The 26,294-nt window shown below is 62.9% G+C and carries 27 protein-coding genes and 1 pseudogene; 7 read left to right on the top strand and 21 right to left on the bottom strand.

Going from position 1 to position 26,294, the window contains the following annotated elements:
* Positions 1–134: 134 nt before the first annotated feature.
* The 3 genes from LXM55_RS18720 to LXM55_RS18710 all read left to right on the top strand — a co-directional run bounded on the left by LXM55_RS18720 (position 135) and on the right by LXM55_RS18710 (position 2,767).
* Positions 135–932, top strand: coding sequence for a transporter substrate-binding domain-containing protein (locus tag LXM55_RS18720; protein WP_019095754.1), 798 nt, complete (start codon positions 135–137; stop codon positions 930–932).
* Positions 933–1,077: 145 nt separating this feature from the next.
* The gene (locus tag LXM55_RS18715; RefSeq protein ID WP_233321740.1) at positions 1,078–2,040 is read left to right on the top strand and encodes an amino acid ABC transporter permease; all 963 of its coding nucleotides are present in this window, start codon (positions 1,078–1,080) and stop codon (positions 2,038–2,040) included.
* A complete protein-coding gene (locus tag LXM55_RS18710; protein ID WP_233321738.1) occupies positions 2,033–2,767 on the top strand; it encodes an amino acid ABC transporter ATP-binding protein in 735 nt (244 codons plus the stop codon). Before LXM55_RS18715 ends, LXM55_RS18710 begins: the two co-directional genes overlap by 8 nt.
* A 63-nt stretch (positions 2,768–2,830) precedes the next feature.
* On the opposite strand, the gene LXM55_RS32735 is transcribed toward LXM55_RS18710, so the two are convergent.
* From LXM55_RS32735 to ubiE, 11 genes and pseudogenes are all read right to left on the bottom strand, one after another.
* Positions 2,831–3,535, bottom strand: coding sequence for a methyl-accepting chemotaxis protein (locus LXM55_RS32735; protein ID WP_442799773.1), 705 nt, complete (start codon positions 3,533–3,535; stop codon positions 2,831–2,833).
* Between the two features lie 201 nt (positions 3,536–3,736).
* Positions 3,737–4,747: pseudogene (locus tag LXM55_RS32730) on the bottom strand (methyl-accepting chemotaxis protein); the annotation flags it as partial.
* A gap of 123 nt (positions 4,748–4,870) precedes the next feature.
* Positions 4,871–5,578: a 16S rRNA (uracil(1498)-N(3))-methyltransferase gene (locus LXM55_RS18700; protein ID WP_233321736.1), complete on the bottom strand. Its 708-nt coding sequence runs from the start codon at positions 5,576–5,578 to the stop codon at positions 4,871–4,873.
* Positions 5,575–6,369: a twin-arginine translocase subunit TatC gene (tatC, locus tag LXM55_RS18695; RefSeq protein ID WP_233321734.1), complete on the bottom strand. Its 795-nt coding sequence runs from the start codon at positions 6,367–6,369 to the stop codon at positions 5,575–5,577. The genes LXM55_RS18700 and tatC overlap by 4 nt, the downstream gene beginning before the upstream one ends.
* A complete protein-coding gene (tatB, locus tag LXM55_RS18690; RefSeq protein ID WP_233321733.1) occupies positions 6,366–6,818 on the bottom strand; it encodes a Sec-independent protein translocase protein TatB in 453 nt (150 codons plus the stop codon). Before tatB ends, tatC begins: the two co-directional genes overlap by 4 nt.
* Positions 6,819–6,828: 10 nt before the next feature.
* On the bottom strand, positions 6,829–7,110 hold the full coding sequence (locus LXM55_RS18685; RefSeq protein WP_011058797.1) for a twin-arginine translocase TatA/TatE family subunit: 282 nt from the start codon (positions 7,108–7,110) through the stop codon (positions 6,829–6,831).
* 25 nt (positions 7,111–7,135) lie between these two features.
* The gene (locus LXM55_RS18680; protein WP_011058798.1) at positions 7,136–7,468 is read right to left on the bottom strand and encodes a phosphoribosyl-ATP diphosphatase; all 333 of its coding nucleotides are present in this window, start codon (positions 7,466–7,468) and stop codon (positions 7,136–7,138) included.
* A gap of 1 nt (position 7,469) precedes the next feature.
* Positions 7,470–7,862 (bottom strand): phosphoribosyl-AMP cyclohydrolase, encoded by a 393-nt coding sequence (gene hisI / locus LXM55_RS18675; RefSeq protein ID WP_011058799.1) that lies wholly within the window; start codon positions 7,860–7,862, stop codon positions 7,470–7,472.
* Between the two features lie 80 nt (positions 7,863–7,942).
* Complete coding sequence (gene ubiB, locus LXM55_RS18670; protein WP_233321732.1) at positions 7,943–9,547, bottom strand: ubiquinone biosynthesis regulatory protein kinase UbiB; 1,605 nt, start codon at positions 9,545–9,547, stop codon at positions 7,943–7,945.
* A complete protein-coding gene (locus tag LXM55_RS18665; RefSeq protein WP_233321731.1) occupies positions 9,544–10,167 on the bottom strand; it encodes a ubiquinone biosynthesis accessory factor UbiJ in 624 nt (207 codons plus the stop codon). The genes ubiB and LXM55_RS18665 overlap by 4 nt, the downstream gene beginning before the upstream one ends.
* Complete coding sequence (gene ubiE, locus LXM55_RS18660) at positions 10,167–10,937, bottom strand: bifunctional demethylmenaquinone methyltransferase/2-methoxy-6-polyprenyl-1,4-benzoquinol methylase UbiE (RefSeq protein WP_011058802.1); 771 nt, start codon at positions 10,935–10,937, stop codon at positions 10,167–10,169. The genes LXM55_RS18665 and ubiE overlap by 1 nt, the downstream gene beginning before the upstream one ends.
* A 155-nt stretch (positions 10,938–11,092) precedes the next feature.
* Between ubiE and LXM55_RS18655 the strand changes: the two genes are divergently transcribed.
* The 3 genes from LXM55_RS18655 (at position 11,093) to LXM55_RS18645 (ending at position 12,824) form a co-directional block, all read left to right on the top strand.
* Positions 11,093–11,368, top strand: coding sequence for a polyhydroxyalkanoic acid system family protein (locus tag LXM55_RS18655; protein ID WP_233321730.1), 276 nt, complete (start codon positions 11,093–11,095; stop codon positions 11,366–11,368).
* 198 nt (positions 11,369–11,566) lie between these two features.
* A complete protein-coding gene (locus LXM55_RS18650; RefSeq protein ID WP_233321729.1) occupies positions 11,567–11,989 on the top strand; it encodes a phasin family protein in 423 nt (140 codons plus the stop codon).
* Between the two features lie 10 nt (positions 11,990–11,999).
* Positions 12,000–12,824: a phasin family protein gene (locus LXM55_RS18645; RefSeq protein ID WP_233321728.1), complete on the top strand. Its 825-nt coding sequence runs from the start codon at positions 12,000–12,002 to the stop codon at positions 12,822–12,824.
* A 73-nt stretch (positions 12,825–12,897) separates the two neighbouring features.
* Here the strand turns inward: LXM55_RS18645 and LXM55_RS18640 are convergent, their stop codons facing one another.
* The 10 genes from LXM55_RS18640 to LXM55_RS18595 all read right to left on the bottom strand — a co-directional run bounded on the left by LXM55_RS18640 (position 12,898) and on the right by LXM55_RS18595 (position 25,758).
* Positions 12,898–13,518 carry a TetR/AcrR family transcriptional regulator gene (locus LXM55_RS18640; RefSeq protein ID WP_233321726.1) on the bottom strand — a complete coding sequence of 207 codons (621 nt, stop codon included), beginning with the start codon at positions 13,516–13,518 and terminating at the stop codon, positions 12,898–12,900.
* 64 nt (positions 13,519–13,582) lie between these two features.
* Entirely contained in the window at positions 13,583–15,265 is a 1,683-nt protein-coding gene (gene phaC, locus LXM55_RS18635) for a class II poly(R)-hydroxyalkanoic acid synthase (RefSeq protein ID WP_233321724.1), read from the bottom strand.
* Positions 15,266–15,373: 108 nt separating this feature from the next.
* Positions 15,374–16,234, bottom strand: coding sequence for a poly(3-hydroxyalkanoate) depolymerase (phaZ, locus tag LXM55_RS18630; RefSeq protein WP_233321723.1), 861 nt, complete (start codon positions 16,232–16,234; stop codon positions 15,374–15,376).
* 130 nt (positions 16,235–16,364) lie between these two features.
* Positions 16,365–18,044, bottom strand: coding sequence for a class II poly(R)-hydroxyalkanoic acid synthase (gene phaC, locus LXM55_RS18625; protein WP_233321722.1), 1,680 nt, complete (start codon positions 18,042–18,044; stop codon positions 16,365–16,367).
* A gap of 256 nt (positions 18,045–18,300) precedes the next feature.
* Positions 18,301–18,678: a gamma-butyrobetaine hydroxylase-like domain-containing protein gene (locus tag LXM55_RS18620; RefSeq protein ID WP_233321721.1), complete on the bottom strand. Its 378-nt coding sequence runs from the start codon at positions 18,676–18,678 to the stop codon at positions 18,301–18,303.
* 79 nt (positions 18,679–18,757) lie between these two features.
* Positions 18,758–20,098: an ATP-dependent protease ATPase subunit HslU gene (gene hslU / locus LXM55_RS18615; RefSeq protein ID WP_233321720.1), complete on the bottom strand. Its 1,341-nt coding sequence runs from the start codon at positions 20,096–20,098 to the stop codon at positions 18,758–18,760.
* 57 nt (positions 20,099–20,155) lie between these two features.
* Positions 20,156–20,686, bottom strand: a complete 531-nt coding sequence (gene hslV, locus LXM55_RS18610; protein ID WP_003186641.1) for an ATP-dependent protease subunit HslV — start codon at positions 20,684–20,686, stop codon at positions 20,156–20,158.
* 196 nt (positions 20,687–20,882) lie between these two features.
* Entirely contained in the window at positions 20,883–21,590 is a 708-nt protein-coding gene (locus tag LXM55_RS18605; protein WP_123725060.1) for an SPOR domain-containing protein, read from the bottom strand.
* A gap of 1 nt (position 21,591) precedes the next feature.
* Positions 21,592–23,328 carry an arginine--tRNA ligase gene (argS, locus tag LXM55_RS18600; protein ID WP_016962746.1) on the bottom strand — a complete coding sequence of 579 codons (1,737 nt, stop codon included), beginning with the start codon at positions 23,326–23,328 and terminating at the stop codon, positions 21,592–21,594.
* A 210-nt stretch (positions 23,329–23,538) separates the two neighbouring features.
* Entirely contained in the window at positions 23,539–25,758 is a 2,220-nt protein-coding gene (locus LXM55_RS18595) for a primosomal protein N' (RefSeq protein WP_233321719.1), read from the bottom strand.
* A 299-nt stretch (positions 25,759–26,057) separates the two neighbouring features.
* On the opposite strand from LXM55_RS18595, the gene rpmE reads away from it, so the two are divergent.
* A complete protein-coding gene (rpmE, locus tag LXM55_RS18590) occupies positions 26,058–26,279 on the top strand; it encodes a 50S ribosomal protein L31 (protein ID WP_011058815.1) in 222 nt (73 codons plus the stop codon).
* Positions 26,280–26,294: the final 15 nt, after the last annotated feature.

The raw sequence follows: 26,294 nt of genomic DNA, 5'->3' as shown, positions 1-26,294 counted from the left end.
GCAAATGGCCGAGTGCGTTAGCATCGCACCCGCAAATTTCTGCGCGTGATCGACAACGGCCTGCCAATCGAAGCACTCCAGCAGATGCCCGCTACGCACAGACACCACAATAAAATGGCTTCAGGGGACTTGAGATGAAGAAGTATCTTTCGCTGTTGCTGGCAGGTGCCGCGGCACTGCTGGCGGTCAACACGGCCCAGGCCGGCGCCATCGACGATGCGGTCAAGCGCGGCACGCTGAAGGTCGGCATGGACCCGACCTACATGCCGTTCGAAATGACCAACAAGCGCGGCGAAATCATCGGTTTCGAAGTCGACCTGCTCAAAGCCATGGCCAAGTCCATGGGGGTCAAGCTGGAGATGGTCTCGACCGGCTATGACGGCATCATCCCGGCCCTGCTGACCGACAAGTTCGACATGATCGGCAGCGGCATGACCCTGACCCAGGAACGCAACCTGCGCCTGAACTTCAGCGAACCCTTCATCGTGGTCGGTCAGACCCTGCTGATCCGCAAGGACCTGGAAGGCACCATCAAGTCCTACAAGGACCTGAACAGCGCCGATTACCGCATCACCTCCAAGCTGGGCACCACCGGTGAAATGGTCGCCAAGAAGCTGATCGCCAAGGCCAAGTACCACGGCTACGACAACGAGCAGGAAGCGGTGCTGGACGTGGTCAACGGCAAGGCCGACGCCTTCATCTATGACGCCCCGTACAACGTGGTGGCGGTCAACAAAGTGGGCAATGGCAAGCTGGTATTCCTCGACAAGCCGTTCACCTACGAGCCGCTGGCCTTCGGCCTGAAGAAGGGCGACTACGACAGCATCAACTTCATCAACAACTTCCTGCACCAGATCCACGAAGACGGCACCTACGATCGCATCCATGACAAGTGGTTCAAGAGCACCGAGTGGCTCAAGGACATGGAATAGGTGTCAGGCAACTGATTTGTGGTTGATCGCGAGCAAGCTCGCTCCTACAGGACGTACGGCGTTTTTGTAGGAACGAGCTTGCTCGTGATGATGCCCGCCCGGGCTCTGCCGAACCTCCCCGCTGCAAACCGCTGGAACCTGCAAAGTGAACAAACACAAGAAAGCCCAATGGCCCTGGCACGTGCTGACCGTGCTGGTGCTGATCGGTCTGGCCGGCGCGCTGTACTACGCCACCTCGTTGATGTCTTACGAGTGGCGCTGGAACCGTGTCCCCCAGTACTTCGCCTATCAGGCCGAAGAGTCCCAGCGTGCGGCGGAAATCTCCACCGTCGCCGAGGTTGTGCGCCAGGGCGGCAAGGCTCAAGTCACGCTGCGCGGTGACTCCGGTGCCGAGCAGCATCTGAGCGTCGATGAAAGCAGCCTGCAGGTGGCCAGCGGCGATGACGTGGCCGAAGGCGATGTCATCGGCGTGACCCGGCACTGGGCCGCGGGCCCGCTGTTGTGGGGCCTGTGGACCACCTTGTGGTTATCGGTGGTGTCCGGGGTACTGGGGTTGTTCATTGGCCTGGGCACCGGCTTGTGCCGGCTGTCGAACAACCCGACCCTGCGCGACCTGTCGACGATCTATGTCGAGTTGGTGCGCGGCACGCCGTTGCTGGTGCAGATCTTCATCTTCTATTTCTTTATCGGCACGGTGCTCAACCTGTCCCGGGAGTTCGCCGGGATCGCCGCGCTGTCGCTGTTCACCGGGGCCTATGTGGCGGAGATCGTTCGCGCCGGGGTGCAGTCCATCGCCCGCGGCCAGAACGAAGCCGCCCGCTCCCTGGGGCTCAGCGCTGGCCAGTCGATGCGCCATGTGGTGCTGCCCCAGGCCTTCAAGCGGGTGCTGCCGCCCCTGGCCGGGCAATTCATCAGCCTGGTCAAGGACACCTCGCTGGTGTCGGTGATTGCCATTACCGAGCTGCTCAAGAGCGGCCGGGAAGTCATCACCACCTCGTTCTCGCCGTTCGAGATCCTGTTCTGTGTGGCGGGCCTGTATTTGTTGATCAACCTGCCGCTGTCGAAGATGGCCAGCCGGCTTGAGCGGAGGCTCGCGCAAAGTGATTGAAGTCCGCGATCTGGTAAAAGTCTTCGACACCCGCGGCCAGGTGGTGCGCGCGGTGGATAACGTCACCACCCGAGTGGCCAAGGGCGAGGTGCTGGTGGTGATCGGTCCTTCCGGTTCCGGCAAGTCGACCTTCCTGCGCTGCCTCAATGGCCTGGAAGCGTTCGATTCGGGTTCGGTGAGCATCGACGGCCTGCAACTGGCCGATCCCAAGACCGACGTGAACGCCTATCGCCGGGAAGTCGGCATGGTGTTTCAGCACTTCAATCTGTTTCCCCACATGACCGTGCTGGAAAACCTCTGCCTGGCGCAGAAGGTGGTGCGCAAGCGGGGCAAGCAGGAGCGCGAGGCCAAGGCCCTGGCGCTGTTGGAGAAGGTCGGTATCGCACAGAAGGCCCACGAGTTTCCTTCACGGCTTTCCGGCGGCCAGCAGCAGCGGGTGGCGATTGCCCGGGCCCTGGCGATGGAGCCCAAGGTGATGCTGTTCGACGAGCCGACCTCGGCGCTGGACCCGGAAATGGTCGGCGAGGTGCTGGACGTGATGAAGACCCTGGCCCTGGAAGGCATGACCATGGTGTGCGTCACCCACGAAATGGGGTTCGCCCGGGAAGTGGCGGATCGGGTGCTGTTCTTCGATCACGGCAAGCTGCTGGAAGATGCGGCGCCGGATGTCTTCTTCGAGGCACCGAAAGACCCACGGGCCCAGGCTTTCCTGCGTCAGGTGCTGTAAGGCCTGTGCCGACAGGCCGGCTCCTGCATTTCCCTGTAGGAGCCGGCTTGCCGGCGAAGCGGCTCAGACCCGGAAGCGCCCCACCAGGCTCTGCAAGTGAATCCCCAACCGCGCCAGCTCGGCGCTGGAGGCCGCGGTTTCCTCGCTGGCCGATGACGTCTGTTCGGACACATCACGCACATTCAACACGCTGCGGTTGATCTCCTCGGCCACGGCGCTCTGCTGCTCGGCAGCGGCGGCGATCTGCTGGTTCATCGCCTGGATCGCCGACACGGTGCGGGTGATGTTTTCCAGCGAGCCACCGGCCCGGCGGGTCAGCTCAACGCTGCTGTCGCTCAGGCTGCGGCTGGTGTCCAGGGTGCTGGCCACCTGCTGGGTGCCGCTTTGCAGGCCGACGATCAACTCGGCGATTTCTTCGGTGGATTGCTGGGTGCGTTGCGCCAGGCTGCGCACTTCGTCCGCCACCACGGCAAAACCACGCCCGGCTTCACCGGCCCGCGCCGCTTCGATGGCGGCGTTGAGGGCCAGCAGGTTGGTCTGCTGGGCCACGGATTTGATCACGTCCAGCACGCTGCCGATCTTGTCGCTTTCCTGCTTGAGGAGGCCCATGGCTTCGGTGGAATGGCCCACCTCGCTGGCCAGGCGCTCGATCTGGGCGATGGCTTCGTTGACCACGCGATCACCTTCGCGTGCCTGCTGGTCGGCGGCTACTGCGGCTTCCGAAGCCTCTTCGGCGTTGCGCGCGACTTCCTGCACCGTGGCGGCCATTTCATTCATGGCGGTGGCCACCTGGTCGGTCTCGACCTTCTGGCTGTTGACCCCGGCGCTGGTCTGCTCGGTGACGGCGGACAGTTGCTCGGCGGCGCTGGCGATCTGGGTCACGCCGTCGCTGATGCCGCCAATCAACTCCCGCAGGCCCAGGGTCATGCGCTGCATGGCCTTCTGTAGTTGGCCCAGCTCGTCGCGCCGGTCTACCGTCAGGTCCTGGCTGAGGTCGCCGGAAGCCACTCGTTCGGCGGCCTTGAGGGTCTGTTGCAGGGGCTGGATGATCTGCCGGGTAATGGCCCAGGCGGCGATCAGGCCGAATACCAGGGCCAGCAGGGTGGCGATCAACAGGGTGCTCTTGGCTTGGCTGGCTTCGCTGTCACGCTTGGCGGTCTGCGTGACGGTCAGTTGCTTGCTCAGGCTCATCAGCCGGTCGCCCTGGGCGGCCATGCGCTTGAGGGCGGCGGCGCTGGCTTCCTCGGAGTCGCTGAAGGCGCTGACGGCGGCGCGGTAGGCCTTGAGCGAGTCGCTGGCCTGTTGCAGGTTGGCAAGGTGCTGGTCCGGCAGGCGCGTGGGCAGGCTGGTGAGGTTGTTCAGGGCGTTGTCGATGGCGTCCAGGGCCGGCTGCTTGGCTTCGGGCTTGCCGCTGTAGGTGTAGCCGCGAACCTGGAAACGCGCCTGCTGGATCAGCTTGGAGAGGTCGATGACGTTGTTGAACTGAGCCACGCTGTCGCCTTGCAGCAGCGACTTCTCGACTTCGGCCACTCGAGCCACGGCATTGTCCGCGCTGGCACCGAGCTGCGAGCGGGCGGCCTCGCGGGCGGCGGTGGCTTGGGTCATGTCGTTAAAGGCCCTGTGGTACTCGGCGACGGCTTCCAGTTGCTGCTCGACCATGGCGATGCTTTCGGGTTGCTGCAATTGCGCGCGAGCCGCTTGCAGGCCTTCGTCGAGCTGTTTGAGCGTGTCGTTGACTGCGGTGGGGCCCTGTTCGCCGTGGAGCATCTCGTAGTTGAGACGGGCGATCCGCAGGTCCTTGGTCATGGCGTAGAGGGTGGAGATATTGCCCAGTTTGTCGCCGCGATCAATCACCCCGCCCAGGCCTGTCCAGCCGGTGGCTGTGATCACCAGGGTCAGCAGCAGTACCAGGCCGAAGCCGATGCCGAGCTTCAGGCTGACGCTCAAGTTTCCGAGGTTTTTGGCTAGCCAACGGTACATGCTGCGAACTCCCTTTTAGCAATATGGGCTTAACCATAGGCTATCGGCGGGAACCCCGGGTTCTGTAGCGAAATAGCGATTTGCCATTACTGGCGGCAGGCCCGGCTGGCGCCGGGTCGAACCTCAGAACAGGCGGGCAAGAAGGGCGGTGACGGCGGTTTCCACTCGCAGGATGCGTTCGCCGAGTTGTACCGGTTGCAATCCGGCCTTGCCCAGCAGGTCGATCTCGTAGGGAATCCAGCCGCCTTCCGGGCCGATGGCCAGGGTCACCGGCTGATCCAGGCCGCGTGGGCAAGGCGGGTACTGGCCTGGGTGGCCCACCAATCCCAGGGTGCCGGCACTCAAGGCGGGCAAGCGGTCTTCAACGAAGGGCTTGAAGCGTTTCTCGATGACCACGTCCGGCAGTACGCTGTCACGCGCCTGCTCCAGGCCAAGGACCAGTTGTTCGCGAATGGCTTCAGGTTCAAGGAACGGGGTCTGCCAGAAACTCTTCTCGACCCGGTAGCTGTTGACCAGCACCAGCCGTGGCACGCCCATGCTGGCCACGGTCTGGAATACCCGGCGCAGCATCTTCGGCCGCGGCAGGGCCAGTACCAGGGTCAGCGGCAGCTTGGCCGGTGGCGCTTGCTCCAGGGTGACTTGCAGCTCGGCTTCGCGTGCTTCCAGGCGCAGTACCTGTGCGCTACCCATCAAGCCGCCAAGGCGCCCTACGCGCAGGCTGTCGCCTACCGCTACCCGATGCACTTCCTGCATGTGGGTCAGGCGCCGATCGCGCAGCACCACTCGGTCGGCCGCGATGAAGTCGGCCTCCTCCAGAAGCAGCAGGTTCACGCTTGGGTCGCTGGCGGCTGGTCGTTGTGGTCGTCAGTCGGTGCATCGTCCGGATGCTCGCCACGCTTGCTGATCAGCCCGCCGAACAGCACGCCGATCTCGAACAGCAGCCACATGGGGACGGCCAGCAAGGTTTGCGAAAAGATGTCCGGCGGCGTGAGGATCATCCCCACCACGAAGCAGCCGATGATCACATAGGGGCGGATCTTGCGCAGGTACGCCACGTTGACCACGCCGATCCACACCAGCAGGACCACGGCCACCGGGATTTCGAAGGCCACGCCGAAGGCGAAGAACAGGGTCATGACGAAATCGAGGTAGCTGGTGATATCGGTCATCATTTCCACGCCGGCCGGGGTGGCGGCGGCGAAGAACTTGAAGATCAGCGGGAACACCAGGAAGTAGGCGAACGCCATGCCGATGTAGAACAGCAGGATGCTCGACACCAGCAAGGGCACGGCAATGCGCTTCTCATGCTTGTACAGGCCGGGTGCGATAAAGCCCCAGATCTGGTGCAGGATCACCGGAATGGCCAGGAACAGCGAGACCATCATCGTCAGCTTCAACGGCGTGAGAAACGGCGAGGCGACGTCGGTGGCAATCATCGTCGCGCCGACTGGCAGGTACTGGCGCAGTGGCGTGGAGACGATGGTGTAGATCTGCTGGGTGAAGGCGAACAACCCGGCGAAGATGATGAAGATCGCCGCTACGCAGCGCAGCAGGCGGGTACGCAACTCGGTGAGGTGCGATACCAGCGGCATGTGTTGGTCGTTCTCTGGGATATCGCTCATGGTGCTCGCGGCGGCAAGGTGGAGTCGTGGGAGGCCGTGGTGGCGGGTGTTGCCACCGGGGCTGCTGGCTCTGCGGTCGGTGCCGATGTTGGTGCCGCGGGGGCGGGCACCTCGCTGACAGGCGAGGCTTCGGCCAGCGGCGCGGTGCCTGGCGCGTGGATCGTCTGCTCGGCCACAGGCTCCACGGGCGTCGGTTGCTGCTGGGTCGGGGCGAGGATTTTCCGCGCCTCCTGTTCCAGGGACAGAATGTGCTCGTTGTGCAGTTGCCGACGGATCTCGTCGGCCCCGATCTCACGTTCAACTTCCTGTTTTATCGCGTTGAAGCTGCGCTTCAGGCGCCCGACCCACAGGCCGGCGGTACGCGCCGCGCCAGGCAGGCGCTCGGGGCCGAGCACCAGCAGGGCCACCAGGCCCACCAGCAGCAGTTCAGAGAAGCTGATACCAAACATTAGTCAGTGCTCACGAGTCTTTGCGGGTCGGCTCTTCGACTTTTTGTGCCTGCACGTCGATGGTGTGCGGCTGGTTCAGCGGAGCGCTTTGCTGTGGCTGAACCGGTGGCACGGGCTGCGCGGCTGGCGGTACAACGGGTTCGGCAGGTTTTTCGTCGTCGTTCATGGCCTTGCGAAAGCCCTTGATCGATTCGCCGACGTCGGTGCCCAGGTTCTTGAGCTTCTTGGTGCCGAATACCAGTACCACGACCACCAGGATGACGATCCAGTGTTTCCAGTCAAAAATGCCCATGCTGCGTTTCCTCTTAGAAAGTTGTTCAGGCGGACGGACGCGAGGCTTTCTCGGCGTGTCCGGACAGACCGAAGCGGCGGTCCAGCTCATCGAGCACGGCCTGGGGGTGCTGACCCAGCTGCGCCAGCATGACCAAGGTATGGAACCACAGGTCCGCGGTTTCATAGATCACATCGCTGCAGTCGCCGCTGATGGCGGCGTCCTTGGCGGCAATGATGGTTTCCACCGACTCTTCGCCGACTTTTTCCAGAATCTTGTTCAGGCCCTTGTGATACAGGCTGGCCACGTAGGAGCTGTCGGCTGCGGCGTCTTTACGCTCTTCCAGCACTTGGGCCAGACGGGTGAGGGTATCGCTCATGTCAGTGTCCTGCAGAATAAATCGCGTGCGGGTCCTTGAGGACCGGTTCGACGGTTTTCCACTCGCCGTCTTCATAGACGCGGTAGAAACAGCTGTGGCGGCCGGTGTGACAGGCAATGTCGCCGATCTGCTCGACCATCAGGATGATCACGTCCGCGTCGCAGTCCAGGCGCATCTCATGCAGTTTCTGCACGTGCCCGGACTCTTCGCCCTTGCGCCATAGCTTGCCACGGGAACGTGACCAATAAATGGCGCGGTTCTCGGCGGCGGTCAGGCTCAGGGCCTCGCGGTTCATCCAGGCCATCATCAGCACGCGCCCGGTCTTGTGGTCCTGGGCGATGGCCGGCACCAGGCCGTCCGCGTCCCATTTGATCTGGTCCAGCCAATCTTTCATTTTCGACTCCGACAACCGGGCGCAACCCGCTGGTGACGCCTCGGCTATTTCGACAGTTTGCCAGCAGGTCGCGCCACTGGCTATCGGCGAACGATCAGATACAAACCGACCGCAATCATGATGCCAGCAGGCCAGTGCCCCAGCTCATGCAGCGGACCACCGGCGGCCAGAACGGCGCCGCCACCCAGATGGGCGGTGCCCAGCAGGCGCAGGAACCAGTCGTCCTTGCGCTTGTGCCAGGGCGCCGGAGGGTCGGCAGCGTGTGGCTGCGACATGCGTTCCAGCAGGTCGCGGGTCATGTTGGCCAGGTGCGGCAGTTGTTCGATCTGGCTGTGGATATTGCCGAGCACGGCCTTGGGGCTGACCCGTTCGCGCATCCAGCGTTCGAGGAAGGGCTGCGCGGTGTTCCACAGGTCCAGTTCCGGGTACAGCTGGCGCCCCAGGCCCTCGATGTTGAGCAGGGTTTTCTGCAGCAGCACCAGTTGCGGCTGCACTTCCATGTTGAAGCGCCGGGCGGTCTGGAACAGGCGCATCAGCACCTGGCCAAAGGAAATGTCCTTCAGCGGCTTTTCGAAGATCGGCTCGCACACGGTGCGGATCGCCGCCTCGAATTCGTTGAGCTTGGTTTCTGCCGGGACCCAGCCGGAGTCGATGTGCAACTGGGCCACGCGACGGTAGTCGCGCTTGAAGAAGGCGAACAGGTTGCGTGCCAGGTAATCCTGGTCTTCCGGGGTCAGGCTGCCGACGATGCCACAGTCGATGGCAATGTACTGCGGGCTCCAGGGCTGCACGGTGCTGACGAAGATGTTGCCCGGGTGCATGTCGGCGTGGAAGAAACTGTCGCGGAACACCTGGGTGAAGAAGATCTCCACGCCGCGCTCGGCGAGCATCTTCATGTCGGTGCGCTGGTCGGCCAGGGTGGCCAGGTCGGTCACCTGAATGCCGTAGATGCGCTCCATCACCAGCACTTTCGGCCGGCACCAGTCCCAGTAGACCTGGGGCACATAAAGCAGCGGCGAACCTTCGAAGTTGCGCTTGAGCTGGCTGGCGTTGGCCGCCTCGCGCAGCAGGTCGAGCTCGTCGTAGATGGTTTTCTCGTAGTCGCTGACCACGTCCACCGGGTGCAGCAGGCGCGCGTCGGCAGAGAGCTTTTCCGCGGCGCGGGCGAGGATGAACAGCCACGCCAGGTCCTGGGCGATGATCGGTTTGAGCCCGGGGCGGATCACCTTGACCACCACTTCTTCACCGGTCTTGAGCTTGGCGGCGTGGACCTGGGCCACCGAGGCCGAGGCCAGGGGGTCGATGTCAAAGCGGCTGAACACGTCGCTGATCTTCTTGCCCAGTTGTTCTTCGATCAGGGCCACGGACTTTTGCGAGTCGAAGGGCGGCACCCGGTCCTGCAGCAGCATCAGCTCGTCGGCGATGTCTTCCGGCAGCAGGTCGCGGCGGGTGGAGAGGATCTGCCCGAACTTGATGAAGATCGGCCCCAGGTCCTGCAGCGCCAGGCGCAGGCGGGCACCACGGCTCAGGTCCAGCGGCTTGCGCGGGAACCAGCGCCAGGGCAGGGCGAAGCGCAGGGCCAGGAGAAACCAGGGCAGGGGCAGGGCGAACAGCAGGTCATCGAGGCGGTAGCGGATCACGACGCGCTGGATGCGCAACAGACGGCGGACGGCAAGCAGCTTCATGCGTTATCGCTTGGGTCAAGGGATCGGGAAAGGCGCTCGAAGCGCGCCTCGAGACGTTCCAGGTCGAGTTTGGCCTGATCCAGCTCGCGAAAGCGCGCTTCAGCTTCGCGCTGACCCACCAGGGTCCGCGATTCTTCGGCGAGGAATTCGGCGAGGTTCTGGTTGAGGCTGGCAAATCCTTGCTGATACCAGCGGGCGCGGCTGCGCACATGGCCACTGAACAGCTGGGTGGCCACCGGGCCCAGCCAGCGCGAGAGTTCGTATTCCCAGTCCAGCTCCAGGTCCTGGAGGATCGCCGCCAGGTCCAGCAGCACGCCGCTGTCGCCTTCCAGCTCTACTTCGGGGCTGTGCAGGACCGCGGTCTTGTCCTTGCTCAAGGCCAGGCGCGCCAGGCTCGATGCCGGCGCGCGCAGGGTACAGTCCGGGTCCGCGGCCCACTGGCTGGCGAGCATCAGGCCTTCATCGCTGGGCAGGATGAACAGCTGCAGTGCCGGGCTGCGGCAATCCACGGCGATCACCTTGCCATTGAGGTGCTGCAGGCGCGGCAGGGCCGTGCTGTCCAGGCGCAGCACCCGATTGATGCCGGTCTCGACGCTGGCGAGCAGGCCGCTGAGCAACATCAGGGCTTGATGCCGCGGTGCAGGGCGACAATGCCTGCGGTCATGTTGTGATAGGTCACGCGGTCGAAGCCGGCCTCGACCATCATCGACTTCAGGGTTTCCTGGTTGGGGTGCATGCGGATCGATTCGGCCAGGTAGCGGTAGCTTTCCGAGTCGTTGGTGATCAGCTTGCCGGCCAGGGGCATGAAGGCGAACGAATAGGCGTCGTAGACCTTGGACATCAGCGCGTTGGTCGGCTTGGAGAATTCCAGCACCAACAGGCGGCCACCTGGCTTGAGCACCCGCAGCATGGAGCGCAGGGCGTCTTCCTTGTGGGTCACGTTGCGCAGGCCGAAGGCGATGGTCACGCAGTCGAAATGGTTGTCCGGGAATGGCAGTTTTTCCGCATCGGCCTGGACGAATTCGACATTGCCGGCCACACCCAGGTCCAGCAGGCGGTCACGACCGACCTTGAGCATGGATTCGTTGATGTCGGCCAGCACCACTTGGCCGGTCGGGCCGACCAGGTGCGAGAAACGCTTGGTCAGGTCGCCAGTGCCACCGGCGATGTCCAGCACGCGGTTGCCGGCGCGCACGCCGGACAGCTCGATCGTGAAGCGTTTCCACAGACGGTGCATGCCACCGGACAGCACGTCGTTCATCAAGTCGTACTTGGCCGCTACCGAGTGGAACACCTCAGCGACTTTTTCCGCTTTCTGGCTTTCAGGAACATTCTTGAAGCCGAAGTGAGTGGTGGGTTCGGCATCGCTGCCTTTGCGCTGATCAGTCATATCGCTGTCACCAAAAGAGAATGCGCGACATTCTAATGCCGGTGGCGGTCTTTGTCTTGGCAAGGCTGAATGTAAGATAGCGATCCGCCGGGACGTTTTGACGCACGCAGGGTCAAGATGCTTCAGGCAAGTCCGGAAACAGCAGGAGTCCTTCAATGGCCCGTATTAGTGTTGAACGTGCCCATGGCCTGGGTAAGCAGGCAGCCCGTGAAAAGGCCGACAAACTGGCGCAGAAGCTCGCCGATCAATATGGCCTGGAGCCGCAGTGGGCAGGCGATACGCTGAACCTCAAGCGCTCCGGGGTCAAAGGCGCGGTGCATGTGGGCGAAGAGTCGATTCGCGTCGACGTGGAACTGGGAATGTTGATGTCGGCCATGAGCGGCACCATCAAGTCGGAAATCGAAAAGGCCCTGGACAAGGCCCTGGCCTGATCTGGCCCGCAGGAGCCGGCTTGCCGGCGACTCGCAGGCACTGCAACGGTGCCAGGCAAAGCGCCTTGCCGGCGAGCCGGCTCCTACATGAATTGATGACATTTGTTAGGGTGCCGATTCTAATTTTTCTCTCTAGGTTGTGCCTCAGGTCCTCGTTCCGAGGGCAGTTCCTCAAACCTTCTGCGCGTGAGGTGCACCATGGCCAAAGTAATTCTGAAGAAAAAGGTTGATGCCCAATCGACTGCTCTGAGTGAAGTCAAATCCTATGCCCGCAAGATCTGGCTGGCAGGCCTGGGTGCCTACGCCAAAGTGGGTCAGGAAGGCAGCGAGTACTTTCAAGAGTTGATCAAGGCGGGTCAATCCGTTGAAAAGAAAGGCAAAAAAGTTGTCACTGAACAACTTGAAGCCGCCAACAGTCAGATTGATAGCGTTAAAGGGGATGTCAGTACTCTTAAAGGCAAAGTCGAAGTGCAACTGGACAAGGTCGAGAAGGCTTTTGACACGCGCGTCGCCAGTGCCTTGAATCGTATCGGCATTCCGTCTAAACATGACGTTGAGACACTCTCTGCTAAGCTCGATGAGCTGACGGCGTTGCTCGAACGTGTCGCGCGTAAACATTAAGGAGAACGGGATGGCTGGTAAAAAGAATACTGAAAAAGAAGGCAGCTCGTGGATCGGGAAAGTCGAAGAGTACTCCCGTAAAATTTGGCTTGCTGGTTTAGGCGTGTACTCGAAAATCGACTCTGACGGCAGCAAGCTTTTCGAGACACTGGTCAAAGATGGCGAGAAAGCCGAGAAACTGACCAAGAGCGTAGTTGGCAAGAAAGTTGATGCGGCCAAAGATTCCGCAAGTTCGGCCAAGTCGCGCATCAGTGACGTCAAGGACCGCGCTCTGGGCAAGTGGGATGAGCTGGAAGGTGCTTTCGACAAGCGCTTGAACAGTGCCATCTCGCGTTTGGGCGTACCGAGCCGCAACGAGGTCAAGGCCCTGCATGAAAAGGTCGACACCCTGACCAAGCAGATTGAAAAACTCACAGGTGCCAAGGTTGCGCCGGTTGCAGCGAAAGCCGCTGCCGCCAAACCGCTGGCCAAGCCTACGGCTAAACCTGTCGCCAAGGCCGCTGCCAAGCCAGCAGCGAAAACGGCCGCTGCCAAGCCTGCCGCCAAACCGGCTGCCAAGCCTGTTGCGGCCAAACCCGCAGCTAAACCTGCGGCCAAGCCCGCCGCCAAGCCGGCGGTAAAGACCGCAGCGGCCAAGCCAGCTGCGAAACCCGCGGCCAAGCCTGCGGCAGCGAAAAAGCCAGTGGCCAAGAAGCCTGCTGCCGCCAAGCCTGCTGTTGCGGCAAAACCTGCAGCTGCTGCACCGGCCAGTTCGGCGAACTCCGCCGTGGCGCCAAGCCCTGTTGCAACCCCGACTGCCGCGCCAGCTCCAGCGACGCCCAGCAGCCAGTCCTGATTGCCTCAGGAATACACAACGCCCGGCCTGTAAAGACCGGGCGTTTTTCATGGGCCGCATTCGCTGATTCCGCTTACCCCTGCTCATCCAGGTAGCGCAGCGCCAGCTGTTCGGTGGCCATCTTCGCGGGTGGCAGCAGGTGCGGCGCCACCAGCATCATGATCTGGTAGACCACCAGGCGGACCTCGCCTTCGCGATCGAGTATCCGCTGGTAATCCAGGGAGAACAGCAGGGTCATGGTGATCTGTTCCACCAGCTGCCCCAGGGCCTGAGTGCCGCTGACCAGTTGCCCCTGGGCCTTGAGCCGGGCCAGCAAGGAGGCCAGGGTGCGCTTCAAGGCATTGAGCAGGTTGCGAATGCCCTTGGCCAGTTTCGGCAGGCGTCCGGCCAGGTTCGACAGGTCCTGGAACAGAAAGCGGTAGTGGGCCAGGCGTTCGACGATCAGGTGCAGGAACAGCCAGTAGTCTTCCGCTGCCAGCTGGACGTCGGGCGGTGGATCCAGCAGCGGCGTCAGCTCGTTCTGAAAGCGCTCGAACAGGCCGAGCACCAGCGGTTCCTTGCCGTGGAAGTGGTAATAGAGGTTGCCGGGGCTGATGCCCATCTCGTTGGCCACCTCCATGGTCGAGACATTGGGCTCGCCCTTCTGGTTGAACAGTTGCAGGGCACATTCGAGTATCCGATCGCGGGTTTTCATCCTGATTTCTTGTCGGTCCATTGAAGGGCACGACTCCGGCATGGAGTCGTGCTGCAAAGTGTTTTCAGCGCACGCGCACGTAGGTGCCGGGGGCATCCTCCATCGGTGGGTAGTTCTGGTTGCCGAGGGTGGTCAGGGTTTCCCGCTGCGCTCCGGAGCGTTCCTGGACCCAGGTCAGCCATTGGCTCCACCAACTGCCGTCGACGTGCTCCGCATCGTAGTACCAGGCCCGGGGATCGCTGCTGAGCTTGCGGTTCTCCACATAGTTGGCCTTGGGGTTGCTCGGCGGGTTGAGGATGCTCTGCACATGCCCGCTGTTGGACAGCACGAAGCGCCGCTCGCCGCCCAGCAGCAGGGTCGAGCGATAGACCGCGTCCCAGGGCGTGATGTGGTCGTTGATTCCGGCCACGCTGAAACTGTCCACCGTGACTTTCTGCAGGTCGATCGGTGTGCCGCAGACTTCCAGCCCGCCTTCGTGGCTTAGCGGGTTGTGCTTGAAGAAATCCAGCAGGTCACCGTGCAGCGCGGCCGGCAAGCGAGTGCTGTCGTTGTTCCAGTAGAGAATGTCGAAGACTGGCGGCTCCTTGCCCAGCAGGTAGTTGTTGATCCAGTAGTTCCAGATCAGGTCGTTGGGGCGCATCCAGGCGAACACCTTGGCCATGTCGCGACCGTCCAGCACCCCTTGCTGATAGGAGCGACGCTTGGCCGCCTCCAGGGTCTTTTCGTCGGCGAACAGCGTTGCCGGGCTGTCCATCTGGCTGTCCAGCAGGCTCACCAGATAAGTCGCGCTGGACACCCGGCGCAGTTGGCGCTTGGCCTGCAGGTGGCCTTGCAGGGCCGCAATGGTCAGGCCGCCGGCACAGGCGCCCACCAGGTTGGCTTCGCGACTGCCGCTGATCGCCCGGGTGACATTCAGCGCCTCCTCGACCGCCTCGACGTAGGTCGACAAGCCCCATTCACGGTGCCGCACATCCGGGTTGCGCCAGCTGATCATGAAGACCTGCAGGCCATTCTTCAGCGCGTGCTGGACGAAGCTGTTGGCCGGACTCAGGTCGAAGATGTAGTACTTGTTGATTTGCGGCGGCACGATCAGCAGCGGCTTGGCGTACTGCTTTTCACTCATGGGGCTGTACTGGATCAGCTCCAGCAGCTCGCTGCGAAACACCACCGAACCTTGAGTGACGGCCAGGTTCTTGCCGACTTCGAAGGCGTGCTTGGTCACCTGGCTGGGCAGCCCGTTGTTGTGCAGCAAGTCATTCAGCAAGTTGCCGATGCCACGCACCACGCTGTTGCCCCCGGTGTTGAAGATCTCCTTGAGGGCCAGGGGGTTGAGCAAGGTGTTGGAGGGCGCGACGGCGTCATTGAGCAGGGAAAAGGCAAAGTGTGCACGGGCCTTGTCGTCTTCGCTCATGCCGCTGTCGTCGATCCAGTGGCGGACCTGTTTCTGCCAGCTCAGGTACGCCTGCAAGCCTCGTTTGTAAAAGGGGTTGAGGCTCCAGGCCGGGTCGGCAAAACGGGTGTCCTTGGGGTTGGTCTTGTGCAGGGTATCCCCCAGTAGCACGCGCCCCAGCTGGCTGCTCAACGCCAGGGTATGCCGGGCACTGTGCAACGGGTTGCGCAGGCTGTGGGCTGCCAGGCTGCGTAAGGTGGAGAACAGGTCCCGGCCGCGCAGACCGGTGATCGCGCTCTGCGCATTGATATACGCGGCGGGTGAGGGCAACGAGCCCGTCGCAGGTTTGTCTTGCATGAGTCAACACTCCTTCGTCAAGCCACTAACAAGCAGACCAATCCAAGACAGACAACATAGTCGGTCCTGGCCTTTCTTGCGCGCGACGATCCTGTCGACAGAGTTCTTTTACTTCGTTGGGTGCGAAGGCAGTGGATGGGGGTGCATCACCGCACGCTGCCGTTCTTCCTGGAGGAACTTCATGATGATGGGGGCAACGGCCTCGGCCCGTGTGATCAGGAACAAATGGCCATCATCGATGATGTGCAATTGGGCGTTGGGTATCCGCCAGGCCAGCATGCGCATGTTGATCAGGGGGATCAGCGGGTCGTCGTCACCGGCCAGCACCAGGGTCGGCTGGTGGATCTTGTGCAGCCAGTGAATGCTGGTCCAGCCCATGCCCGCGAACAGCTGCCAGTAGTAGCCGAGCTTGCCGGCCGAGCGCACCTTGGCCGCGTGCTCCGCTGCCAGGCTCGGGTCGCGCCGGAATGAGCCGCCATAGATCAGCGGCGCGATGCGTATCACATGGGAAGGCTGCACATAGCGCCGTGGGCTGGCCATCATCCACAGCACCTTGGGTTTGCCCGGCACCATGAACGCCCCGGCGGCGGTGGCCGCCAGCACCAGCTTCTTGCAGCGTTCGGGGTAGTCGTAGGCGAACTGCTGGGCCAGCGCTCCGCCCCAGGACACGCCCACGGCGTTGACCTGGCCATAGTCCAGGTAGTCGAGCATCCGTGCGGTCAGCTTGGCCAGCCCGGGAAAGCGGTAGGGCCGGCTCGGGGTGGAGGAGCCTCCGACACCGGGAACGTCGAAGGCGATCACTTCCAGGTCTGGATCCAGGGCCTGGACAAACGGAAACACCAGCTCCAGGTTGGCGCCGATACCGTTGAAGATCAGCAGCGGCGTCAAGTGCGGCTTGCCTGGGCGTACCGCGGTGCGGATGGTCTGGCCATCCAGGTCGACGGTGCGGAATATGAATGAGTGTGGCATGCCGTAGCCCTGTGAATTAAACCGTTGCAGGTGCCTTCCCGGGCACCTTGAAGATGTTCTGAGGCCGAGCCTCTTACCAAGAATAGGGCTTGGCGGTGCCTCCTGGCGCCGCCGTGTCGATGGTCAGCACTCAGCGCTCGTGAACGTAGGTCCCGGGTGCTGCCTCGGCGGCTGGGTACTTCTTGTTGCCCAGGATGGTCGGTGACGGTTTCAGCTCGCCTGAGCGCTCGGCCTGCCAGGCTTGCCAATGCAGCCACCAGGAATCGGTGTGCTTGATCGAGTTTTCCTGCCACTGATCGGGGCAGGCCGGAATATCGCTGCTGGTCATGTAGCGCGCCTTGGGGTTGCCGGGCGGGTTCAGGATGCTCTGGATATGCCCGCTGCTGGAAAGCACGAACTCGACCTTGCCGCCAAACAGCTGTGCCGACTTGTAGCAGGACTTCCACGGGGTGATGTGATCGTTGGTACCGGCCAGGGAGAAGATATCGGCAGTCACCTGCTTCAGGTCGATCGGCGTGCCGCACACTTCCAGTGCATCGGCCCGGGTCAATGGGTTGTTCTTGAACATCTCGATCAGGTCGCCGTGGAACGCCGCGGGCAGGCGGGTGGTGTCGTTGTTCCAGAACAGGATGTCGAATACCGGCGGTTCGTTGCCCAGCAGGTAGTTGTTGACCCAGTAGTTCCAGATCAGGTCGTTGGGGCGCATCCAGGCGAACACCTTGGCCATGTCGCGGCCTTCGAGGACCCCCGCCTGATAGGAATGGCGCTTGGCGGCTTCCAGGGTCTGTTCGTCGACGAACAGCGCCACCTGGGTATCCAGGGTGGTGTCGAGCACGCTGACCAGCAGGGTCAGGGCATTGACCTTCTTCTGCCCCAGCGCCGCGTAGTGGCCCAGCAGCGCGGTGCAGGTGATGCCGCCGGAGCAGGCACCGAGCATGTTCACGTCCTTGCTGCCGGTGATCGCGGTGACCACGTCGACGGCTTCCTTCAGGGCTTCGATGTAGGTGGACAGGCCCCACTCACGCTGCGCCTTGGTGGGGTTGCGCCAGCTGACGATGAAGGTCTGCACGTTGTTGCGCAGGCAGAAGCGCGCCAGGCTCTTGTCCGGGCTGAGGTCGAACACGTAGAACTTGTTGATCTGTGGCGGTACCACCAGCAGCGGACGTTCATGCACCTGCTCGGTGATCGGCCGGTACTGGATCAGCTCCAGCACATCATTGCGGAACACCACCGCGCCTTCGCTGGTGCCGAGGTTCTTGCCGACTTCGAAGGCGTCCATGTTGACCTGGCTGGGCATGCCGCCGTTCTGCACCAGGTCCTTGGCCAGGTGGGACAGGCCGTCCAGCAGGCTCTTGCCGCCGGTTTCGAAGAAGCGCTTGACCGCAGCCGGGTTGGCCATGCTGTTGGTCGGGGCCATGGCTTCGGTCATCAGGTTGATCACGAAGTGCCCGCGGCTGATGTCCTGGTCGGACAGGTTGCTGTCGCCGATCCACTCGTGGAGTTCCTTGCGCCACGCCAGGTAGGTTTGCAGATAGCGTTTGTACAGCGGGTTCTGGCTCCACGCCGGGTCGTTGAAGCGACGGTCGTCGCTCTCAGGCTGCAGGGTCGATTGGCCGAATATCACGTTCTTCAGCTCAAGGCCGAAATGGGCGACGTGCTTGACACTGTGGATAGGTTGTTTGATGGCCTGGGCAAGCACCATTCGAGCAGAAGTAAGCAGATCCTTTCTACGCAAGCCGATGACCGGATTGAGCCCCAGGGTGTTTTCCGAGGCTTGGCGTTTCAGGTCATCGTTATTCTTGTTACTCATCTACGACGCTCCATTGTCCTGAGACGAGTACCGGACCTGCTGTGCAGTCACACAGCACGATGCCAGGTACTACTGCTCGGGTGACCGTTGATTGCGTACCGCTGCTTTTTGTTGCGAAAGCTCTGCAGGGAACTTGCCAGCTCCATTGGTTACCCGAGTTTAATTTTTTCCGCAAGCAGGCCATTCATTGGCCATACCGCCCAGCATTCAAACAGATGGAATTAGAAAATGCCTTCTAAACCGTCGAAGGCTTGAGCTAGAGCATCAGCTTGACGATGGACTCGTTTGGGTCGCGGGATTTTCCGGCGGCCTTGAGTTCCGCTAGATAGTCGTTCCACAACTCGTCCTGGCGCAGCGCCAGTTGATAGAGGTAGTCCCAGGTGAACAGTCCACTGTCATGACCGTCGTCGAAGGTCAATTTCAGTGCGTACTGGCCTGCCGGTTCGACTTTGCTCAGGCCGACGCCGAGCTTGCCGAATTGCAGGATGGGCTTGCCGTGGCCCTGGACCTCGGCAGAGGGAGAATGCACCCGCAGGAGTTCCGCAGGCAGGTGATAGACCTCGTCCGGCCCGTAGGTCAGGGTCAGGGTTTTCGAGGCTTTGTGCAGGTTGATACCGGTGGGGAGTTTAGTCATGAGGGCAGCTTAAAGCTGCAAGCTACAAGCTACAAGATGACCGCGATCAACTTGCAGCTTGAGGCTCAAAGCTTGTCGCTTAGAGGATATAACGGGAAAGGTCTTCGTTCTGCGCCAATTCGCCCAGGTGGCTGTTGACGTAGGCGGCGTCGATGCGGATTGGCTCTTCGCTGTGGGCGCTGGCCAGGTCACCGGCGCTGAACGACACCTCTTCCAGCAGGCGCTCGAGCAGGGTGTGCAGGCGACGGGCACCGATGTTCTCGGTCTTCTCGTTGACCTGCCAGGCGATCTCCGCCAGGCGCTTGATACCGTCAGGCAGGAACTCGATGCTCAGGCCTTCGGTCTTCAGCAGCTCGCGGTACTGCTCGGTCAGCGACGCGTGAGGCTCGCTAAGGATGCGCTCGAAGTCTTCCGGCGACAGCGCCTTGAGTTCCACGCGGATTGGCAGGCGGCCTTGCAGTTCCGGCACCAGGTCGCTGGGCTTGCTCAGGTGGAAGGCGCCGGAGGCGATGAACAGGATGTGGTCGGTCTTGACCATGCCCAGCTTGGTGTTGACGGTGCAGCCCTCGATCAGCGGCAGCAGGTCGCGCTGCACGCCTTCGCGGGAGACGTCGACGCCGCCGGCATTGCCGCGCTTGGCCACCTTGTCGATTTCGTCGATGAACACGATACCGTGCTGCTCGACGGCTTCCAGGGCCTTGGCCTTGAGCTCTTCGTCATTGACCAGGCGGCTGGCCTCTTCGTCGCGCACCAGCTTCAGCGCTTCCTTGACCTTGAGCTTGCGGTTCTTGCGCTTGCCCTTGCCCATGTTGGCGAACAGGTTCTGCAGCTGGTTGGTCATCTCTTCCATGCCCGGCGGCGCAGAAATGTCGACGCCCGCGGCTTCCGCCACTTCGATCTCGATTTCCTTGTCGTCCAGCTGGCCTTCGCGCAGGCGCTTGCGGAACAGCTGGCGGGTGTTGGAATCATGGGCCGGGGCCGCGTCGTCACTGTTGAAACCGGTGCGTGCCGGTGGCAGCAGGGCATCGAGGATGCGCTCTTCGGCGGCGTCTTCGGCGCGATGGCGAACGCGGATCATTTCCTGTTCGCGGAACATCTTGATCGCTGCGTCGGCGAGGTCACGAATGATCGATTCGACGTCGCGGCCAACGTAGCCGACTTCGGTGAACTTGGTGGCTTCGACCTTGATGAATGGCGCGTTGGCCAGCTTGGCCAGGCGACGGGCGATTTCGGTCTTGCCGACACCGGTCGGGCCGATCATCAGGATGTTCTTGGGGGTCACTTCAACGCGCAGCTCGGCCGGCAGCTGCATGCGGCGCCAGCGGTTGCGCAGGGCGATAGCGACGGCGCGCTTGGCATCGTCCTGGCCGATGATATGGCGATTGAGTTCGTGGACGATTTCGCGGGGTGTCATGGACATAGTAATTGGCGGTCCTCAAGCAAGAATGAATGCCGTGGCGCAAGCGCCGCAACAGGCTTATTCCGCGAGATCCTGCTCCTCGATGGTTTGAGTGTGGTTGGTGAATACACAGATGTCGCCGGCGATGCCGAGGGCGGTCTCGACGATTTCACGGGCCGACAGGTCGGTCTTTTTCAGCAGGGCGCTGGCGGCGGCCTGGGCGTAGGCGCCACCGGAACCCATGGCGATCAGGCCGTCTTCGGGCTCAACCACATCGCCGTTGCCGGTGATGATCAAGGACGCATCCTTGTTGGCCACGGCCAGCATGGCTTCCAGGCGGCTCAGGGAGCGATCGGTACGCCATTCCTTGGCCAGCTCGACAGCGGCGCGAACCAGATGGCCCTGGTGCTTCTCCAGTTGGCCTTCAAAGCGCTCGAACAGGGTGAAGGCGTCGGCGGTGGCCCCGGCAAAGCCGGCGATGACCTGGCCGTGATAGAGGCGGCGGACTTTTTTCGCGTTGCCTTTCATCACGGTGTTGCCGAGAGAAACCTGGCCGTCGCCGCCCATGACGACTTTGCCGTGGCGGCGGACTGAAACGATGGTGGTCAAGGGGGGAGTCTCCACACAGCGGGGCGAAAGTGCCCTGATGGAAACTCATATGGGGGTGGCTGGGAGTTTTTCAACCGGAGGCTGTAGCGGGGGACCGGCGGTATTTGGCGCAAGGCTTGAAAGCTGCGCGGGCAAGCCCGCTCCTACAGGGTGCGTGGGAGCGGGCTTGCCTGGGATCAACCGCTTGGCGGTCGGTTTAGCGGCTCTGACGCTGTTGTAACAGCAGATTGCTGAAGCCGGCGCCGGCCAGTTGCTTCTGTGCCACGGTGAGCTGTTCGCGGTTGCTGAACGGGCCCACCAATACCCGGTACCAGGTTTCATCCTTCACCGTGCCGGATTCCACCGAGACCGACTGGCCCAGCAGAATGATCTGCGCGCGGACCTTGTCGGCATCGGCTTCCTTGCGGAACGAACCGGCCTGGAGGAAGAACTTGGTCACCGGCGCCGCCTTGGCCACCGGTGGTGCCGGCGGCGGGGTGATCCCGGCCAGGGCCGCCTGGGCCCGGGCGGTGTCGATCTTCGCCGCTTCCGCCGGGGTTACCGGAGTGGTCGGCACTGGCGGCACTTGAGGCGTCGGCAGGGTTTTTTCCGGCACCGCTTCCGGCGGCACGATGACCTCCGATTCCGGCAGCAGGGTATAGAAGTCGTATTTCGGCTTCACCGGTTGCTGCGGGCTCGGCGGGGTCTTGTTGGCCTCGGCGATCTTGCTGGCTTTCTGCTGTTCGATCTTCTCGCGCTTGACGCTGTCGCCGCCTTTTCCTGGTTCGAGCTTCATCAAGAACACGATGAAGGCCCCGATGGTCAGGCCGATGGCCAGCCACAACCAGCCCGGAATCGGCTTCTTGGCCGGGGCCTGGTAACGGCTGGCGCCACGCTTGGGTGCAGGTTTTTTCTTGGCAGCCAACTTACATTTGCTCCAGGACTTTGAGGCCCAGCAGTTCCAGACCTTGCTTGAGGGTGCGTCGGGTCAGCTCGGTGAGGCGCAGACGGCTGTGCATCTGGGTCGGCGTCTCGGCGGCCAGGATCGGGCAGTTTTCATAGAAGCTGGAGAACAGCCCGGCCACGTCGTACAGGTAGGTGCAGAGGATGTGCGGCGTGCCCTTGTCGGCGACGTTGTTGAGGATCTCGCCGAATTGCGCCAGCTTGGCCGCCAGCTCCAGTTCCTGGGCCGCGTGCAGTTCGATCTGGCCGCCGACTTCGCTGAAATCCTTGCCCAGCTTGCGGAACACGCCGGCGGCGCGGGTGTAGGCGTACAGCAGGTACGGCGCGGTGTTGCCTTCGAAGTTCAGCATCAGGTCGAAGTTGAAGCTGTAGTCGCTGGTGCGGTGCTTGGACAGGTCGGCGTATTTGACCGAGTCGATACCCACCACCTTGGCGATGCTGCGCAGATCGGCTTCCGGCAGTTGCGGGTTCTTTTCCTTTACCAGGGCGTAGGCGCGCTCTTCGGCCTCGGTCAGCAGGTCGATGAGCTTCACGGTGCCGCCGTCGCGGGTCTTGAACGGACGGCCGTCGGCGCCGTTCATGGTGCCGAAGCCCATGTGCTCCATTTCCATCGGATGGGTCACGAAGCCGGCCTTGCGGGCCACGGCGAACACTTGCTGGAAGTGCAGGGCCTGGCGCTGGTCGACGAAGTACAGGGCGCGATCGGCCTTGAGCTTGCCGCTGCGGTAGCGCACGGCCGCCAGGTCGGTGGTGGCGTACAGGTAGCCGCCGTCGGCCTTGACGATGATCACCGGCAGCGGCTCGCCTTCGGCATTCTTGAACTCGTCGAGGAACACGCACTGGGCGCCGTTGCTCTCGACCAGCATGCCCTGGGCCTTGAGGTCGTTGACCACGTTGATCAGGTCATCGTTATAGGCGCTCTCGCCCATGACGTCGGCCATGGTCAGCTTGACGTTGAGCAGCTCGTAGATCTTCTGGCAGTGGGACAGCGAGATGTCCTTGAACTTGGTCCACAGCTCCAGGCAGTCCGGGTCGCCGGCTTGCAGCTTGACCACTAGGCCGCGGGCACGGTCGGCAAAGGCTTCGGATTCGTCGAAGCGCTGCTTGGCGGCGCGGTAGAAGTTCTCCAGGTCCGACAGCTCGTCGCTGGTGATCGGGTTTTCTTCCAGATAGGCCATCAGCATGCCGAACTGGGTGCCCCAGTCGCCCACGTGGTTCTGGCGGATCACGGTGTCGCCGAGGAACTCCAGGACCCGCGCCACGCCGTCACCGATGATGGTGGAGCGCAGGTGGCCCACGTGCATTTCCTTGGCCAGGTTGGGGGCCGACATGTCGATCACGGTGCGCTGTACCGGGCCGGCCTTGCGTACGCCCAGGTGTTCGTCGCCGAGGGCGGCGTCCAGGCGCGCGGCCAGGGCCTGGGTGTTCTGGAAGAAGTTGATGAAGCCCGGGCCGGCGATTTCCGCCTTGCTCAGGTCCTCATGGGCCGGCAGCGCAGCGATGATCTTTTCCGCCAGGTCGCGCGGCTTCATGCCGGCCGGCTTGGCCAGCATCATGGCGATGTTGCTGGCGAAGTCGCCGTGGGTCTTGTCGCGGGTGTTTTCGACCTGGATCGCCGGCGTCAGGCCTTCTGGCAACACACCTTCGGTGACGAGTTGGGTGATGGCTTGCTGGATGAGCTGGCGAATGGTGTCTTTCATGGTCTTCTCTTTCGACCGCTGGCGCGGCGGCGCTTCGGTGCGCAGGTGGAAAAACTGGGCATTATCCGTTGCTGGAACGGGCTTGCCAACTATAGAGGGCTGCTTGGGGATCGGTGGCGGCATTCGAGTGCCTTCGCCGGCAAGCCTGCTCCTATGGGGTTGATGCAGCCCATTGTAGGAGCGGGCTTGCCCGCGAAAACGCGATATCGATCAATACAAATCCACCGGGTCCACATCCAGCGACCAACGGACCTGGCGCCCGCTGGGCATCTGCTCCAGCACCAGCAGCCAACTGCTTAACAGTCGATGCAGCGGTGCCCGGGCATTGGCTTGCAACAGCAATTGCGCACGATAGCGCCCGGCTCGGCGCTCCATCGGCGCCGGAACCGGCCCCAGCAACTCGATGCCCCCCAGGTTCTGTTCCGCCAGCAGGCGCTCGGCCTCGCTGCAAGCTTCATCAAGGAAACCCTCGGCCTGGCCCGGCTTGTGCGCCTCGGCCCGCAGCAGCGCCAGGTGGGCGAAGGGCGGCAGGCCGGCGGCGCGACGCTCGCTCAGGGCCTGTTCGGCGAAGGCGAAGTAACCCTGCTCGGTCAGTTGCACCAGGAGCGGGTGGTCGGCGAGGTGGGTCTGGATGATCACCTTGCCTGGTTCTTCGGCACGCCCGGCGCGCCCGGCAACCTGGACGATCAGCTGCGCCATGCGCTCGCTGGCGCGGAAGTCCCCGGAAAACAGGCCACCGTCGGCATCGAGGATCGACACCAGGGTGACCCGGGGGAAGTGATGCCCCTTGGCCAGCATCTGGGTGCCCACGAGGATGCACGGATGCCCTTTCTGGATGGTGGCGAACAGCTGGTTCATCGCGTCCTTGCGTGAGGTGCTGTCGCGGTCCACCCGCAGCACCGGGTAATCGGGGAACAGGATGCCCAGGCGTTCCTCCGCGCGCTCGGTGCCGGCGCCCACGGGGCGCAGGTCGACCTTGCCGCATTGCGGGCAATGGCGCGGAACCCGCTCCACATGGCCGCAGTGGTGGCAGCGCAGCTCGCCGGAGCGCTGGTGCACGGTCATGCGGGCGTCGCAGCGCTGGCATTCGGACATCCAGCCGCAGTCGTGGCAAAGCAGGGTCGGGGCGAAACCGCGGCGGTTGAGGAACACCAGGACTTGCTGGCCGGCGGCCAGGGTCTGGCCAATGGCTTGCTGCATGGGGCCGGAAATGCCGCTGTCCAGCGGCCGGCTCTTCACATCCAGGCGCAGAAAGCGCGGCTGCTTGGCGCCGCCGGCCCGTTCGTTCAGGCGCAGCAGGCCGTAGCGGCCGGTATAGGCGTTGTGCAGGCTTTCCAGGGATGGCGTGGCCGAGCCGAGGACGATCGGGATGTTCTCCTGGCGCGCGCGCACCAGGGCCAGGTCGCGGGCATGGTAGCGCAGGCCTTCCTGCTGTTTATAGGAGCCGTCGTGCTCCTCGTCGATGATGATCAGCCCGGGGTTCTTCATCGGCGTGAACAAGGCCGAGCGGGTGCCGATGATGATGTCGGCCTCGCCGTCCCGGGCGGCGAGCCAGGCGTCCAGGCGCTCGCGGTCGTTGACCGCCGAGTGCAGCAGAGCAATGCGTGCGTTGAAGCGCTGCTCGAAGCGCGCCAGGGTCTGCGGGCCGAGGTTGATCTCAGGAATCAGCACCAGGGCCTGCTTGCCGGCTTCCAGGGTTTCGCGGATCAACTGCAGGTAGACCTCGGTCTTGCCGCTGCCGGTGACCCCGGCCAGGAGAAACGCGTGGTAGCTGTCGAACCCGGCGCGGATCGCTTCGTAGGCGGCGCGCTGCTCGCTGTTGAGCGGCAGTTCGGGCTGGGCCAGCCAGTGTTCGTGACGCACGCCCGGCGCGTGCTTGCGCACCTCCACCTGTACCAGGTCCTTGGCCAGCAGCAGGTCGAGGCTGTCCTTGCTCAGCATCAGCTTGCTCAGCAGGGTATGGGGCACGCCGTGGGGGTGCTGGGCGAGGGTTGCCAGGGCCTCGCGCTGGCGTGGGGCGCGGGTGATGCGCGGGTCGTCGAGGCGGGCCCCGGGGGCTATCGACCAGAAGCGTTCCTGGCGGGCTTCGGCCAGCTCACCCTGGCGCAGCAGAACCGGCAAGGCCCAGCTCAGGGTGTCGCCAAGGCTGTGCTGGTAATACTGGGCGGTCCACAGGCAGAGCTTGAACAGCGCAGGGGGCAGCGGTGGCGTAGGGTCCAGCAGGGCCAGCGCTGGCTTGAGTTTCTCGGCCGGGACTTCGCTGTGATCCGCCACTTCCACCAGGATGCCGATCATTTCCCGGCGCCCGAACGGTACTCGCAGGCGCATGCCGGGGTGCAGTTGGGCACGCAGCACGCCGGCCGGGGCACGGTAGTCGAACAGGCGGCGCAGGGGCGAGGGCAGGGCGAGGCGCAGAATGGCGTCGGGCACGCGGGAAAATCTCGTTGAGCAGAGGGTAAATAGGCCCCGGAGCCTAACAGACGAGCCGTGGGGTGTCCTGTATTAAGCGCGCGTGCCCCCGTGTCTGCGGGGGTTGTCCCGTTGCGGAGCAGGCGCCGCCGTTCGATGTTTGGCAAAGCCGGGGCTGTCAAGGTCGCGTCGGTTTTTTCTGATGGGGGGTGCTCAGGATCGCTTGCGCGTTTGACGCGGTCTGGTAGAATTCGCGCCCTAATTCGTGCGGTATTCAACAATAGTGTTGGGTGGCGGCACGCTAGCCTGAGGAATACATCATGAAAGCCGATATCCATCCAGTATACGAAGCCATTACCGCTACCTGCAGCTGCGGTAACGTCATCGAAACTCGCTCCACCCTGGCCAAGCCTCTGAGCCTGGACGTGTGCAACGAGTGCCACCCGTTCTACACCGGTAAGCAAAAGACTCTGGACGTTGGCGGTCGTGTCGACAAGTTCAAGTCGCGCTTCGGTGCTTTCGGCGCAACGAAGAAGGCCTGAGGCTGATCGTTCTGG

Source organism: Pseudomonas sp. Au-Pse12 (assembly GCF_021341665.1).
Classification (GTDB): Bacteria; Pseudomonadota; Gammaproteobacteria; order Pseudomonadales; family Pseudomonadaceae; genus Aquipseudomonas.
This window is presented reverse-complemented; position numbering and strand designations above follow the sequence as displayed.

Coding starts and splice junctions, on each gene's coding strand:
- LXM55_RS18720 (WP_019095754.1), top strand. CDS start 135: ATGAAGAAGTATCTTTCGCTGTTGCTGGCAGGTGCCGCGGCACTGCTG.
- LXM55_RS32735 (WP_442799773.1), bottom strand. CDS start 3,535: ATGGCCGCCACGGTGCAGGAAGTCGCGCGCAACGCCGAAGAGGCTTCG.
- tatC (WP_233321734.1), bottom strand. CDS start 6,369: ATGAGCGATATCCCAGAGAACGACCAACACATGCCGCTGGTATCGCAC.
- tatB (WP_233321733.1), bottom strand. CDS start 6,818: ATGTTTGGTATCAGCTTCTCTGAACTGCTGCTGGTGGGCCTGGTGGCC.
- LXM55_RS18685 (WP_011058797.1), bottom strand. CDS start 7,110: ATGGGCATTTTTGACTGGAAACACTGGATCGTCATCCTGGTGGTCGTG.
- LXM55_RS18680 (WP_011058798.1), bottom strand. CDS start 7,468: ATGAGCGATACCCTCACCCGTCTGGCCCAAGTGCTGGAAGAGCGTAAA.
- hisI (WP_011058799.1), bottom strand. CDS start 7,862: ATGAAAGATTGGCTGGACCAGATCAAATGGGACGCGGACGGCCTGGTG.
- ubiB (WP_233321732.1), bottom strand. CDS start 9,547: ATGAAGCTGCTTGCCGTCCGCCGTCTGTTGCGCATCCAGCGCGTCGTG.
- LXM55_RS18665 (WP_233321731.1), bottom strand. CDS start 10,167: ATGTTGCTCAGCGGCCTGCTCGCCAGCGTCGAGACCGGCATCAATCGG.
- ubiE (WP_011058802.1), bottom strand. CDS start 10,937: ATGACTGATCAGCGCAAAGGCAGCGATGCCGAACCCACCACTCACTTC.
- LXM55_RS18655 (WP_233321730.1), top strand. CDS start 11,093: ATGGCCCGTATTAGTGTTGAACGTGCCCATGGCCTGGGTAAGCAGGCA.
- LXM55_RS18650 (WP_233321729.1), top strand. CDS start 11,567: ATGGCCAAAGTAATTCTGAAGAAAAAGGTTGATGCCCAATCGACTGCT.
- LXM55_RS18645 (WP_233321728.1), top strand. CDS start 12,000: ATGGCTGGTAAAAAGAATACTGAAAAAGAAGGCAGCTCGTGGATCGGG.
- LXM55_RS18640 (WP_233321726.1), bottom strand. CDS start 13,518: ATGAAAACCCGCGATCGGATACTCGAATGTGCCCTGCAACTGTTCAAC.
- phaC (WP_233321724.1), bottom strand. CDS start 15,265: ATGCAAGACAAACCTGCGACGGGCTCGTTGCCCTCACCCGCCGCGTAT.
- phaZ (WP_233321723.1), bottom strand. CDS start 16,234: ATGCCACACTCATTCATATTCCGCACCGTCGACCTGGATGGCCAGACC.
- phaC (WP_233321722.1), bottom strand. CDS start 18,044: ATGAGTAACAAGAATAACGATGACCTGAAACGCCAAGCCTCGGAAAAC.
- LXM55_RS18620 (WP_233321721.1), bottom strand. CDS start 18,678: ATGACTAAACTCCCCACCGGTATCAACCTGCACAAAGCCTCGAAAACC.
- hslU (WP_233321720.1), bottom strand. CDS start 20,098: ATGTCCATGACACCCCGCGAAATCGTCCACGAACTCAATCGCCATATC.
- argS (WP_016962746.1), bottom strand. CDS start 23,328: ATGAAAGACACCATTCGCCAGCTCATCCAGCAAGCCATCACCCAACTC.
- rpmE (WP_011058815.1), top strand. CDS start 26,058: ATGAAAGCCGATATCCATCCAGTATACGAAGCCATTACCGCTACCTGC.